We start from the raw sequence: 13,358 nt of genomic DNA on the forward strand, positions 1-13,358 counted from the left end.
AATAATAAAAAAGAATTTGTTGGAACAAAAGCCGGATTGATAGATATTGAACCAGCTAAATTTCAAGAAAAAATATACGGAGCAAGATTTGGTTTACCAATACTAAAAAATAAATTATTCTTTTTTGGAAATTTTGAAACAATTGACAACATTAGACCAGCTACAACTTGGACCACTAAAGATTCTAATGGGGCTCAAGTTTCAGATCCTACAACTGCTCAAATGCAGGGTTTATCAAACTTTTTGAGAGATGAATTTAAATACGTAACAGGTCCTTGGCAAAATTACGATGCTGTTGCGGAATCTAAAAAATTCTTAGCTAGATTGGACTGGAATATAAACGACAATCATAGATTAACGGCACGTTACATTCACCATGATTCTAATTCTGATGAGTTGATTTCTAATTCAGCTTCACTGGGTTTTGGTAACAGAAGAACTAACGAAAGATCATTGTCTTATAAAAATAGTGGATATGTAATTCAAGATAATTCAAGATCAATAGTTTTAGAAGTAGATAGTAAGTTTTCTGAAAAATGGCACAATAACTTTATTGCTGGTTATGATCTTCAAAACGAAGATAGAGCTTTGCAAGAAGGTTCAAAATTGTTTCCGACAATTGATATAAAAAATGGAATGGAAACATTTCCAGGTTCAGGATTGTACACAGTAAGTAATAATAGTTTTATTTCTGCTGGTTTGGATCCTTTTACTAACGGAAATAAATTAGACTATTCTACATTACACTTCACAGATAATGTAACAGGATATTTTGGTAAACACACCTTAGTTTTGGGAGCAAACTATGAGCGTTTTGTTTCAAACAACTCATTCTTCCCAGGATCTAATGGAGTTTTTACTTTCAATTCTCTTGATGAATTTTATGCGGCCGCGGATTCATCTATTACTAATGGAGGAGCACCATCAACAACTGCTTTGCCAATAAGAACACAGTTTAGATATTCTGCTTTAGCAGGTGGTGCAGAACCATTACAAGTTTTAAAAACACACAAATTTGATTTGTATGCTCAAGACGAATACAAAGCATCGGATAATTTGAAATTGACATTTGGTTTACGAGCTACAAGAGTTTCTCTTGAAGATACTGCATTAGAAAACACTGCAGTTACGGGTTTAACTTTTGCAAAAGGTCAAAAATTTAACACAGGCGATATGCCAGATACTCAATATCTTTTTGAGCCTAGATTTGGTTTTAATCTTGATGTAACAGGAGATTCAAGAACACAGGTGCGTGGTGGAACTGGAATATTCTCAGGAAGACCTCCAGCAGTTTTTCTATCAAATGCAATTGGAGGAAACGGAGTTTTAACTGGTTTTGATGATAAAAGTGGTGATGATTTAGTAAATGGTGGTTATGGATTTACAGCTAATCCAGCACAATATTTTATACCAAGCACACCTACATTACCTACTTCATTTGATTTAGCATTTACTGCGAAAGACTTTAAGTTTCCACAAGTTTGGAAAACTACGGTTGCAATAGATCAAAAATTACCATTTGGATTCATAGGTACTTTAGAAGGAATTTTTAGCAAAAATATCAATGCAATTAATTACTACAATGCAAATTTAGCAACTTCAGTTGGAACACTAAACGGTTCTGTTAGCGGAGATAATAGACCATTGTATGCTGGAAATGATAATGGTATTCGTATTAACAATAACGTATCTAATGCTATTGTATTGTCAAATACAAATCAAGGCTATTTTCATTCTACAACAGTTAAGTTAGAATATCCATACAAAAACGGTTTGTGGGGATCTGTAGCGTACACCCGTTCTGAAGCATTTGATTTAATGTCTGCTGGTAGTATTGCTGCAGGATCATGGACAGGAGCGAGATCTGTAAATGGAAATAATGATTTACCACTATCCGTTTCAAATAATAACACACCACATAGAGTAGTTGGTATCTTAGGATACAAAATTAATTATGGTAAAAATGCTGGAGGATCAACTACGATTAATTTAGGATACATTGGTGAACAATCAGGAGCCTTCTCTTATACCTACGCTGGTAATTTGAACGGAGACGGAGTTCAAGGAAACGACTTACTATATGTTCCTATCAAAGCTACGGATTTAAGTTTTGCTCCTATAACTCAAAATTTTGGTGGTACAACCACAGTGCTTTATAGTGAAGCGCAACAACAGGAAGCTTTTGATAAATATATTGATCAAGACGAGTATTTAAGAACACGTAGAGGTAAATATGCGGAGAGAAATAGTAATATCTTACCAATGTTGCATAAAATTGATTTGTCAGTAACTCAGGATTTTTATATTAAAATTTATGGTAAAAAGAACAGTTTTCAGTTTAGAGCTGATATCTTAAACTTTACAAACTTATTAAATAAAGATTGGGGAATTTCACAAAGACAATCAGTTGGTAATGTACTATCAGTTTCTCAAGCTCCTACAAGTGCAAATAATTTTACGCCAGTTTATGTAATGAATATTCAAACGGAAGCTAATGGTAAAAGAGTATTAGCAAAAGATACTTTCCAAAAAAATGCTTCTGTATTTGATGTTTGGCAAGCGCAGTTTACTCTAAGATATACCTTTGGTGGTAAATAATAATTAAACATTTTACAATACTAATTCTAAATAAAAATATTATGAAAATTAAAAATCAAATCTTAAGTTTTATATTTATAGCTTCAATTGCTTTAATAACCTTTTCTTGCTCTCAAGATGATGAGCCACAAGTTGTAAAACTAAAAAACATAGTAGAAATTGCAAGTGCAAATGCTGATTTAAGTATTTTAGTAGCTGCATTGAAAAAAACAAGCTTAGATGTAACGTTAAAAACTGCAGGTTCATACACTGTATTTGCACCTACAAATACAGCTTTTACAACAGCTGGTTACACAGAAGCTGGAATTGTTGCTTTAGATCCTTTAGTACCAGCAGATGTAACAACTATTAATACTTTGAAAAAAGTATTGCAATACCATGTATTGTCTATTGGAACTAGATCTAGTGACTTATTAGAAGTGGGGTATTCTAAAACTTTTGCTGCTGGTATTTCAACAGCAACAAACGGTTCATTGAGTATGTTTGTGAACAAAGTAGGTACAGATGTATTAATCAATGGCGGTTCAACAAATGGCGGTTCAAAAGTTGAAACAGCAGATATTGATGCTAGCAATGGTGTTATTCACATTATAAATAATGTTTTAGCATTGCCTAAAATTGTAAATCACGTAATAGCAAATCCAAAACTTTCAACTCTTTTAACAACAGTAACTAGTACTCCTCAAGCTTCAGTTTTAGCAGTTTTAAATGGTGCAGGAACAACAACTACAACTGCTATAACAGTTTATGCTCCAAGCAATGATGCATTTACAGCGGCTTCATTTATTGTTGGTGCATCAGATGCTAATGTAACAAAAGTGTTGCAGTATCATCTTGAAACAGGAAACAGAATTCCTGTTGTTGCTGGAACATCTTTTGCAACTACTGACATATTAGTATCTACAAGATTAGTTTCACCTACTCTACAAAGATTTACTATTGCTAAATCTACTGTTAAATTAGTAGACCAAGCTTTGAATGCAAGTTTTATAAAAAACATTAATGTTCAAGGAACAAATGGTGTTGTACATATTATTGACAAAGTATTAGTACCAGTTTTGTAATTTCTAAATCACAAATACAAAGCGCTTCAAAAGTAATTTTGAAGCGCTTTTTTTATTATATTTGTTTTTATAAAATCAAACAAAATGTATACAATTTTACAAAAAGCACATTCTGGCTGGGCGTATTTAGCTTTATTTTTATTGGTAATAGCAGTCATACTATCCGTAGCGGGGTATCTTTCAAAAAAGAGTTTACTTCAGGAAATAGAAAAATCGCCTTGTTTGCTTTAATAGCCGTTCACATTCAATTAGTAATAGGAATGTTTTTATATTTTCAATCACCAATTGGTTATGCAATGTTAGGCGAAATGAAAGATAAAGCATTACGACTAACATCTCTGGAACACCCGCTGATTAATATAATAGCTATAATCTTAATAACAATAGGTTGGTCAAAACATAAAAAGGGACTAGATAGTAATGCAAAGTTCAAATCAATAGCCTTGTTTTATTCCCTAGGATTGGTTTTAATACTAAGTAGAATTCCTTGGTCATTATGGTTTTAAAATAGTAAAAGCTTCTTCTAAGGAGCTTTTACTGTTTTAAAATTATATCCGTTTTATACAAAAAGAAAAAATAGTTGTTTGATTAAACGGTTTTAAAATCACTTTTGTCGAATTTATAAAGAATGTGGTATACTATTTGAATTTCAATGATAGAATGAGGTACTCTTACAGTCCATTCTCTTAAATAATATAAATTATGAAACAAAAAATAGGTTTATTAGCATTAGTGTCATTAATGTGTGTGATGCTTTTTAGTTTTTCCTTCCGCACTTTTGAAAAACAAAATTTCGAACAATACAACACAATACCAGACACCGTAAAAGTAGATTCTTTGGCATTAATTGACAGTTTAGCCATTGAGAAAAGCTACAATTACAAACTCTACAAACGCAACGCGCATGCATCGTATTATGCAAATAAATTCAACGGCAAAAAAACTGCTTCAGGGGCCCGTTTCGATAATAATAAACTTACAGCGGCTCATAAAAAATTTGCCTTTGGAACAAAACTTCGTATTACAAACGAACGCAACGGAAAATCAGTCATTGTAACTATAAACGATCGAGGTCCATTTGTTCGAGGGCGTGAAATCGATTTGTCAAGAAAAGCCTTTATGAGTGTCACTTCCAACAAAGGAGGGGGAGTAACAATGGTCAAAATTGAAGTCCAACAAAAAAAATAATTACCAATTCTTAAAAGGCCTATTGCTCAAATAAGCATTGTAATATTTCACATTACCAGTAACCTCTTTACCCAACCAGCTAGGTTTTTCAAAAGCCTCATTTTCTGAATTCAGTTCAATTTCAGCAATAACCAGCCCAAAGTTTTCACCCTCGAAAACATCCACTTCATACGTGTGCTTTCCTGAAGGAATTTCAAATCGTACTTTATCAATCACGCCACTTTCACATAGCGACAATAACTGTTCGGCTTCAGCAACAGGAATTTCACTTTCCCATTCCAGTCGTGTTGTTCCAGAATCGCTTCCTTTGCCTTTTATTGTCAAAAACCCTTTGTCTCCCTTTATTCTCACACGAACCGTTCGCTCCGGATTCGAGTTCAAATAGCCTTGCACAATTCTGTTTTTGGCAACAGCTACTGCTTCAAAATCGGTATTCAAAACCAAAAATTTACGTTCAATTTCTATCATTTTCTTTGGAGCTTTTTCCAGCTATCCGTTTCAATCTTGTGGTTTTTTAAAGAAAAAAACCACAAGGATTTCCACTACTATCTGGGCTATGGAGTTCGTACATTCAAAGATACATTTTTTTAAAATTAAACCTCAAAGTATCTCGGCTACTTGTTAGTGTCATTAGTCAAATAATTTTAAATTTGTACTATGTCTGAAAAACAAACACCCTTGCAACGTAAAATCATCCACGTCGATATGGATGCATTCTATGCATCGGTAGAACAAATGGATAATCCATCATTACAAGGCAAACCACTTGCCGTTGGCGGAAGCGAAGTGCGAGGTGTAGTTTCGGCCGCTAGCTACGAAGCAAGAAAATTTGGAGTTCGCAGCGCAATGAGTGGAGTGCAAGCCAAGCGGAATTGTCCCGATTTACTATTTGTACCGCCACGATTTGACCGTTACAAAGAAATATCTCAAAAAATTAGAAAAATTTTCTATGATTATACGGATTTAGTTGAGCCGCTATCGCTCGACGAAGCCTACCTTGATGTGACTCAAAACAAGAAAGGGAATCCAAGTGCTTCGCTCCTAGCCCAAGAAATCAGGAAACGTATTTTTGACGAAGTAGGATTAACCGCTTCAGCAGGCATTTCGGTCAATAAGTTTGTGGCTAAAATAGCTTCCGATTATAACAAACCCAACGGACAAAAAACCATCAATCCAGAAGAAGTCGAATCGTTTTTAGAAAATCTAGACATCAAAAAATTTTATGGAATAGGAAAAGTCACCACCGAAAAAATGTACCAACAAGGCATTTTTACGGGTAAAGATTTAAAATCAAGATCGCTAGAATATTTGGAACTGCATTTTGGAAAAAGCGGCACACACTATTATTATATTGTTCGTGGCATTCACAATAGTGAAGTCAAACCCGACAGAATAACTAAATCAGTAGCTGCTGAGCATACTTTTGACACCAACTTAACTTCCGAAATTTTTATGGAAGAGCGTCTAGAACAAATAGCCGCCGAATTGTCCCGAAGATTGCTAAAGCACAAAATATCCGGAAAAACAATCACATTAAAAATAAAATTTAGCGATTTCACACAACAAACCAGAAGCAAAACACTGCCCTATTTCATTTCAGACAAAGCCCTTATTTTTTCGAGTATCAAAGAACTTTTGTACCAAGAAAAAATGAAAGATTCGGTGCGACTTTTAGGGATTTCGCTTTCTAATTTGAATACCGAAATCAAGAAGGCAATTGTGGTACAATTGAAATTTGAGTTTTAAAAAAAATCCGTCTTATTTTAAAAAACAAAACGGATTTAAAGTATATGCTAACTTTTTTATTCTATTTCTGAAACTCTCAACGTATTGACCATTCCTTTTTCAGTGACTGGCATTGCAGCTAGATTGATAAGGAAATCCCCTTTGTCCACAAATCCTTTTTCACGAGCTATTTCATTGACATCTGTTACAGTATCATCAGTGCTAACAAATTTGTCATAGTAAAACGATTTGACACCCCAAAGTAAATTGAGTTGTGTCAAAATTCTCCGGTTGGATGTAAATACTAAAATATGTGCCGATGGTCTCCAAGCCGAGATTTGAAAAGCCGTGTAACCACTATTAGTCAAAGTACAAATAGCTTTTGCTTTAATGGTGTTTGCCATCATTGCGGCGTGGTGACAAATGGATTTGGTGATAAAACGCTTGGTGCGCACTTGTGGTGTGTTTTGTGGTACTTGAATAAGCGGAGAATCTTCCACTGCTTCGATAATCTGGGTCATTTTTTCAATAACTTGAACAGGATAATTTCCAACAGAAGTTTCCCCTGAAAGCATTACAGCATCAGCGCCATCCATAACAGAATTGGCAACATCATTCACTTCGGCACGAGTAGGTGTTAAACTTGTAATCATTGTTTCCATCATTTGAGTTGCAATAATTACAGGAATACGAGCTGTTTTGGCTCTGTTTACAAGTTTTTTCTGAATCAATGGCACTTCGTGCGCAGGAACTTCTACACCTAGATCACCACGAGCAACCATTAAACCATCGCAATACGCTACAATTTTATCAATGTTTTCGACACCTTCAGGTTTTTCTATTTTGGCAATAATTGGAATTTTATGATCGGAATGTTTTGAAATCAAGTCTTGCAATTCCATTAAATCCTCAGCTGTACGCACAAAAGATAGCGCTATCCAATCTACTTTTTGTTCAATAGCAAAAATGGCATCTTTAATGTCTTTTTTGGTCAATGCAGGAAGTGAAACCTTAGTGTTTGGTAAGTTTACTCCTTTTTTAGATTTTAAAGGACCTCCTTGAATTACTTTACAAACGACTTCAGTACTTCCGTTGGTTGAAATGGCTTCAAACATTAATTTTCCGTCGTCCAAAAGTATTTTTTCACCTGGATTTACATCTCTAGGAAACTCTTTGTAGTTCATATAAACTCTTTCAGCAGTTCCAGGAACATCTTCGGCAGTTTGAAATGTGATAATATCTCCAGGATTTACCACGACATCTTCTTTCATAACTCCTACACGAAGCTTTGGACCTTGCAAGTCGCCAAGAATGGCTGTGGTATATCCAAATTCCTCATTTAGACTGCGAATCATATGAATTTTTGATTTCACATCGTCGTAATCTGCATGCGAAAAGTTAACTCTAAAAACGTTAACTCCAGCTTTAATCATATCGTTCAATACTTCTCTTGTGCTACAGGCAGGACCAAGTGTGGCTACAATTTTAGTTTTCTTGTTTGTTGGCATTTTTTTTAAAAAATTAAATTGTTTTTAGATTTGATTTTATCGGTATTTATCTCGTAAACAGCACTTATCGAATCTATTTTATTAATGTTGTCTACTATATCGGTTATTTTGCATTGCGAATTGTATTCTATTTTCAAGAAATAATCTACTTTTTTAAGTTCAGAAACTAGAGCAACGCGTCTGGTTATGTTTTTATTTTCGAATAAATTCACTGTCGAAGTTTGTACAGGAAGTTGAATTTCTTGTTTGTTTTGAATGAGATCCCAAACCATCATTTTTTCTTCATCTTCAAAAGTAAAACGAGAAAAATAAGCTACTTTTTCTTGTACTTCAATGGGAATTTCAATACTGTTTTTAGAAAGTAGAATGTCTAAATTTTGATTTAATTTAAAAGCCAACTTGTAATCTTCGAGTGAAGAATATATGGCAATCAAATTGTAATCTATTTCATCAAAATCTTCTAAATGTAATTTATGAATTGCCATTTGAAACTATAATAAGTTGTAAATATAGTATTTCTAAGTCATACAAAATACCAAAAAATAAGTAGATTTTATTAAATTATTAACGATAACGTTATCGTTTTGTAAAAAAAACATTATTTGCCATCAATTATTGATTGAAAAACAAAATAGCCTCTTTTGGAAGCAATTTCTTCTGCTTTCTTTTTTGAGGTTGCTCTGGCTTTTGCAACAATTTTCCCATCAATACTTAATTTTACACCAAAATATTTTAATTTCCCAGCATCATCATCTTCATAAATATCAAAATGAAATTGTTTTTTTTCTTTTTGACACCATTCAATCAAAAGGCTTTTGTAACTTATCACTTTGCCTTCTAACCTATCAATATCAACATACGGTTTGATAACTTTTTTGTGGATGAATTTTTCGCAATATCCGAAACCACGATCCAAATAAATGGCACCAATAAAAGCTTCAAAAAGGTTACCATGGATATTTTCACCAAAATTTTGAACGGTAACTTTACTTTCCAAGAATTGAATCAAATTCAAATCTTTACCCAATTCGTTCAGATGATCACGACTCACAATTTTGGAGCGCATTTTAGTCAAATACCCTTCATCACCAGTAGGTACTTGATTGAACAAATGAGCAGCAATAACACTTCCTAGCATTGCATCGCCAAGAAACTCTAGCCTTTCGTAATTTAAGGCATTCCCTTTTTCATCAATTCTATTCATTGATCGATGTGTGAATGCTTTACGGAAATTAAGTAAATTGGTAGGTTTGAATCCTAAAATTCTTTCAATTTTATCAAAAAAAATCCCGTCTTCTGGAGAACGGGAATTGGAAAATATTTTTTTTATTATACTCATAAAATTATTATGAATCCATTTTTTTGAATAAAACACAAGCATTATGACCACCAAAACCAAAAGTGTTGCTCATTGCTACTTTGATGTCTCTTTTTTGTGCTTTGTTTAAAGTCAAATTTAAAGAAGGATCAATATTTTCATCTACGGTTTCGTGATTTATTGTTGGTGGAACAATTCCGTTTTCCATAGCTAGAATCACAGCAATGGCTTCAATTGCTCCAGCAGCACCAAGTAAATGGCCTGTCATCGATTTTGTGGAATTTATATTAATGTTTCTAGCGTGTGCGCCAAAAACGGCACTTATTGCTTTTAGTTCTGCCACGTCGCCAAGAGGAGTTGATGTTCCGTGTGTGTTAATATGATCTACATCTTCTGGTTGCATACCTGCATCACGAAGTGTGTTGTTCATTACTGCAATCACACCTATTCCTTCAGGGTGTGGAGCCGTTAAATGGTAGGCATCAGACGACATTCCGCCACCTCCAACTTCACAATATATTTTTGCACCACGTGCTTTTGCGTGTTCGTATTCCTCCAACACCAATGCACCCGCTCCTTCGCCCAAAACAAATCCATCACGATTAGCATCAAATGGTCTTGAAGCAGTTTCAGGACTCTCGTTTCTAGTGGATAAAGCTTGCATCGAATTAAATCCGCCCATGCCAGCAATAGTTACTGCGGCCTCTGATCCTCCAGTAATTATGACATCGCACATTCCCAATCGAATGTAATTGAATGCATCAATCATAGCATTTGCAGACGAAGCACAAGCAGAAACTGTAGTATAGTTTGGCCCCATAAATCCGTTTCGCATCGAAATGTGAGCCGGAGCAATGTCAGCAATCATTTTTGGAATAAAGAAAGGGTTGAAACGGGGTGTTCCATCACCTTTAGCGTAACTTAAAACTTCTTCTTGAAAGGTTTCTAATCCGCCAATTCCAGCACCCCAAATAACCCCAACTCTTTGTTTATCAACATTGGTCTGGGTTATTCCAGCATCTTTTATGGCTTCTTCACTTGCAGCAATGGCATATTGGGCAAATTTATCCATTCTGCGAGCTTCTTTGCGATCAATAAATTCTTCCACATTGAAGTTTTTTACTTCACAAGCAAACTTTGTTTTATGCTTTTCGGTGTCATAATAAGTTATGGGAGCAGCACCACTTTTTCCGCTTATTAAAGCATCCCAATATTCTTGAATGTTATTTCCAATTGGGGTTAATGCTCCTAATCCCGTTACTACTACTCGCTTTAATTGCATAAATTTTGGTTTTGTTTAATATGAAAAAACCCAAAGTACTTTTAATTATTACTAAAAGAAACATTGGGTATTACATAAATATTTTTATGATTGTAATACAATCAGTGTTTTTACAAATCTACAAAAGATTTTGAAAAGTACATAAAAAATAAAAAACATCTGCAAATTTGACTTTACAGATGTTTGAGAGTATTATTTTTTAGCTCCTTCGATATAAGAAATAGCTTGACCTACAGTAGCAATGTTTTCAGCTTGGTCGTCTGGAATTTGAATGTCAAATTCTTTTTCGAACTCCATAATTAGCTCAACAGTGTCTAATGAATCAGCTCCTAAATCGTTTGTGAAGCTTGCTTCTGTTACAACTTCGTTCTCGTCAACGCCTAATTTGTCTACGATAATCGCTTTTACTCTTGATGCAATGTCTGACATAATCTTTAATTTTAATTTTTAATTTGTTGGCAAAAGTAAAAAACTTTATCTTAAAACAACAATTTAGTTAATAAATATGAATACGAATTTAAAAAATTAATTTCATAAAGACCAATTATTTTTATTTATTATCATTTATTATTCTTTTTTTTGTGCAATACTAATTACAGGATAAATGAAAAGGATCGTAATATTTGCTTCTGGGTCGGGATCTAATGCCGAAAAAATTATATTACAATATAAAAACAACAGTCAAGGAAACGTATTCGGAATCTTTACTAACAATCCTAATGCCAAAGTTTTAGAAAAAGCAAAGAAGCATAACATTGAAAGTGTAATTTTCAGTAAAGACGACCTTTCCAATGGATTTGTTTTAGAAAAAATAAATGAAATAAAACCCGACTTAATTGTATTGGCAGGTTTTCTTTTGAAATTTCCAAAAGCAATTATCGAAAAATACCCTAATAAAATAATCAATATTCATCCTGCACTTTTACCAAAATATGGTGGAAAAGGAATGTACGGAATCAATGTTCATAAAGCAGTTTTAGAAAATAAGGAAACCGAAACTGGAATTACAATTCATTATGTCAACGAAAACTACGATGAGGGAGCTTTTATTTTCCAAAAAAGTGTTACTATTGAAAAATGTCATTCAGCAGAAGAAATTGCCGAAAAAGTATTGGAACTAGAACACCTATATTTCCCTCAAATTATTAAAGAAATCCTAAACTCTAAAATTTAAAAATTGAATCACGAAGTCCACATATATACTGATGGCGCAGCAAAAGGCAATCCTGGAAACGGAGGTTACGGAGTTGTTATGGAATTAGTTGGCACTACTTTCAAAAAAGAATTCTATGAAGGGTTTCGGCATACCACCAACAACCGTATGGAACTTTTGGCAGTAATTGTTGGATTAGAAAAGCTAAAAAATACAAATACAAAAGTTTTGGTAGTTTCCGATTCTAAATATGTAGTGGATTCTGTGGAAAAAAAATGGGTTTTTGGTTGGGAGAAAAAAGGATTTAAAGACAGGAAAAATTCAGATTTATGGAAGCGTTTTTTGATTATTTACAGAAAACACGAAGTCGATTTCAAATGGATAAAAGGACACAACAACCACAAACAAAATGAACGTTGTGATGAATTGGCAGTATATGCATCTGGTTTAAAAGAACTTTCAATTGATGCTTTTTATGAAAAAGAAGTTGATAAATTATTTTAAAAACTTTGCGACGCTGAAATTTTGCAACTCTGCGACTTAAAACTTATCTTTGCACTTTAATTTGAAATTCAAAAAATGAACAAACTTTTAATCGTAGGAACAGTTGCTTTCGATGCTATTGAAACACCATTCGGAAAAACTGACAAAATTTTAGGAGGCGCAGGAACCTATATTGGTTTGTCTGCCGCAAATTTTAATTTACAATCTGCAATAGTTTCAATAGTTGGAGATGATTTTCCACAAGAATATCTAGATTTGTTAACTTCAAGAAACATTGACATATCAGGGATCGAAGTAGTTAAAGGCGGAAAAACATTTTTTTGGAGTGGCAAATACCACAACGATATGAATTCTCGCGATACTTTGGTAACAGAATTAAATGTTTTGGCAGATTTCAACCCAGTTGTTCCTCAAAACTTTAAAGATGCTGATGTTGTTATGCTTGGAAACTTACATCCAATGGTGCAAAGCAGTGTTTTGGATCAAATGACAAGTAAACCAAAATTGGTAGTTTTAGATACGATGAATTTTTGGATGGATTGTGCTTTAGAAGATTTATTGAATGTAATTAAACGTGTCGATGTGATTACAATCAACGACGAAGAAGCACGTCAATTGTCAGGAGAATATTCTCTAGTCAAAGCTGCTGCCAAAATTCAAACAATGGGACCAAAATATGTCGTGATTAAAAAAGGAGAACACGGAGCACTTATCTTTCATAAAAATGAAGTTTTCTTTGCACCAGCATTGCCACTTGAAGAAGTTTTTGATCCAACTGGAGCAGGAGACACTTTCGCAGGAGGATTTGCAGGTTATTTAACCCAAACCGATAATATTACCTTCGAGAACATGAAAAATGCGATTATTCATGGCTCCAATTTAGCTTCATTCTGTGTGGAAAAATTTGGAACCGAAAGAATGCTAACACTAACAAAAGAAGAAGTAGTGTCGAGATTGAAACAATTCAAATCCTTAACACAATACGATATATCCTTATAACAAACAAAATACGCCTCGA

At 33.8% G+C, this 13,358-nt stretch carries 13 protein-coding genes and 1 pseudogene; 8 read left to right on the forward strand and 6 right to left on the reverse strand.

Annotated elements, in window-relative coordinates; translation table 11 throughout:
- From RMO70_RS01135 to RMO70_RS01150, 4 genes and pseudogenes are all read left to right on the forward strand, one after another.
- The coding region (locus tag RMO70_RS01135; RefSeq protein ID WP_310554583.1) for a carboxypeptidase regulatory-like domain-containing protein at positions 1–2,598 on the forward strand (2,598 nt) is incomplete at its 5' end.
- A 41-nt stretch (positions 2,599–2,639) separates the two neighbouring features.
- Positions 2,640–3,662, forward strand: coding sequence for a fasciclin domain-containing protein (locus tag RMO70_RS01140; protein ID WP_310554584.1), 1,023 nt, complete (start codon positions 2,640–2,642; stop codon positions 3,660–3,662).
- Positions 3,663–3,746: 84 nt separating this feature from the next.
- Positions 3,747–4,168 (forward strand): annotated as a pseudogene (locus tag RMO70_RS01145) (hypothetical protein).
- Positions 4,169–4,364: 196 nt separating this feature from the next.
- Positions 4,365–4,850 (forward strand): septal ring lytic transglycosylase RlpA family protein, encoded by a 486-nt coding sequence (locus RMO70_RS01150; RefSeq protein ID WP_310554585.1) that lies wholly within the window; start codon positions 4,365–4,367, stop codon positions 4,848–4,850.
- Here the strand turns inward: RMO70_RS01150 and RMO70_RS01155 are convergent, their stop codons facing one another.
- Positions 4,851–5,318, reverse strand: coding sequence for a CYTH domain-containing protein (locus RMO70_RS01155; protein ID WP_310554586.1), 468 nt, complete (start codon positions 5,316–5,318; stop codon positions 4,851–4,853).
- 189 nt (positions 5,319–5,507) lie between these two features.
- Between RMO70_RS01155 and dinB the strand changes: the two genes are divergently transcribed.
- On the forward strand, positions 5,508–6,596 hold the full coding sequence (gene dinB / locus RMO70_RS01160) for a DNA polymerase IV (RefSeq protein WP_310554587.1): 1,089 nt from the start codon (positions 5,508–5,510) through the stop codon (positions 6,594–6,596).
- Positions 6,597–6,652: 56 nt separating this feature from the next.
- Here the strand turns inward: dinB and pyk are convergent, their stop codons facing one another.
- From pyk to RMO70_RS01185, 5 genes are all read right to left on the reverse strand, one after another.
- The gene (gene pyk, locus RMO70_RS01165; protein WP_310554588.1) at positions 6,653–8,083 is read right to left on the reverse strand and encodes a pyruvate kinase; all 1,431 of its coding nucleotides are present in this window, start codon (positions 8,081–8,083) and stop codon (positions 6,653–6,655) included.
- A 5-nt stretch (positions 8,084–8,088) separates the two neighbouring features.
- Complete coding sequence (locus tag RMO70_RS01170; protein WP_310554589.1) at positions 8,089–8,568, reverse strand: IPExxxVDY family protein; 480 nt, start codon at positions 8,566–8,568, stop codon at positions 8,089–8,091.
- 113 nt (positions 8,569–8,681) lie between these two features.
- Complete coding sequence (rnc, locus tag RMO70_RS01175) at positions 8,682–9,422, reverse strand: ribonuclease III (protein ID WP_310554590.1); 741 nt, start codon at positions 9,420–9,422, stop codon at positions 8,682–8,684.
- A gap of 7 nt (positions 9,423–9,429) precedes the next feature.
- Positions 9,430–10,683: a beta-ketoacyl-ACP synthase II gene (fabF, locus tag RMO70_RS01180; protein ID WP_310554591.1), complete on the reverse strand. Its 1,254-nt coding sequence runs from the start codon at positions 10,681–10,683 to the stop codon at positions 9,430–9,432.
- 192 nt (positions 10,684–10,875) lie between these two features.
- A complete protein-coding gene (locus RMO70_RS01185; RefSeq protein ID WP_310554592.1) occupies positions 10,876–11,112 on the reverse strand; it encodes an acyl carrier protein in 237 nt (78 codons plus the stop codon).
- Between the two features lie 175 nt (positions 11,113–11,287).
- Here RMO70_RS01185 and RMO70_RS01190 point away from each other — a divergent pair, with 175 nt between their 5' ends.
- From RMO70_RS01190 to RMO70_RS01200, 3 genes are all read left to right on the forward strand, one after another.
- A complete protein-coding gene (locus RMO70_RS01190; protein WP_310554593.1) occupies positions 11,288–11,857 on the forward strand; it encodes a phosphoribosylglycinamide formyltransferase in 570 nt (189 codons plus the stop codon).
- 3 nt (positions 11,858–11,860) lie between these two features.
- A complete protein-coding gene (gene rnhA, locus RMO70_RS01195; RefSeq protein WP_310554594.1) occupies positions 11,861–12,340 on the forward strand; it encodes a ribonuclease HI in 480 nt (159 codons plus the stop codon).
- A 75-nt stretch (positions 12,341–12,415) separates the two neighbouring features.
- Positions 12,416–13,339 carry a PfkB family carbohydrate kinase gene (locus RMO70_RS01200; RefSeq protein WP_310554595.1) on the forward strand — a complete coding sequence of 308 codons (924 nt, stop codon included), beginning with the start codon at positions 12,416–12,418 and terminating at the stop codon, positions 13,337–13,339.
- Positions 13,340–13,358: the final 19 nt, after the last annotated feature.

Origin of the sequence: Flavobacterium sp. (assembly GCF_031422135.1) — a bacterium.
In the GTDB taxonomy this organism is placed as follows: Bacteria; Bacteroidota; Bacteroidia; order Flavobacteriales; family Flavobacteriaceae; genus Flavobacterium.

Coding starts and splice junctions, on each gene's coding strand:
- RMO70_RS01140 (WP_310554584.1), top strand. CDS start 2,640: ATGAAAATTAAAAATCAAATCTTAAGTTTTATATTTATAGCTTCAATT.
- RMO70_RS01150 (WP_310554585.1), top strand. CDS start 4,365: ATGAAACAAAAAATAGGTTTATTAGCATTAGTGTCATTAATGTGTGTG.
- RMO70_RS01155 (WP_310554586.1), bottom strand. CDS start 5,318: ATGATAGAAATTGAACGTAAATTTTTGGTTTTGAATACCGATTTTGAA.
- dinB (WP_310554587.1), top strand. CDS start 5,508: ATGTCTGAAAAACAAACACCCTTGCAACGTAAAATCATCCACGTCGAT.
- pyk (WP_310554588.1), bottom strand. CDS start 8,083: ATGCCAACAAACAAGAAAACTAAAATTGTAGCCACACTTGGTCCTGCC.
- RMO70_RS01170 (WP_310554589.1), bottom strand. CDS start 8,568: ATGGCAATTCATAAATTACATTTAGAAGATTTTGATGAAATAGATTAC.
- rnc (WP_310554590.1), bottom strand. CDS start 9,422: ATGAGTATAATAAAAAAAATATTTTCCAATTCCCGTTCTCCAGAAGAC.
- fabF (WP_310554591.1), bottom strand. CDS start 10,683: ATGCAATTAAAGCGAGTAGTAGTAACGGGATTAGGAGCATTAACCCCA.
- RMO70_RS01185 (WP_310554592.1), bottom strand. CDS start 11,112: ATGTCAGACATTGCATCAAGAGTAAAAGCGATTATCGTAGACAAATTA.
- RMO70_RS01190 (WP_310554593.1), top strand. CDS start 11,288: ATGAAAAGGATCGTAATATTTGCTTCTGGGTCGGGATCTAATGCCGAA.
- RMO70_RS01200 (WP_310554595.1), top strand. CDS start 12,416: ATGAACAAACTTTTAATCGTAGGAACAGTTGCTTTCGATGCTATTGAA.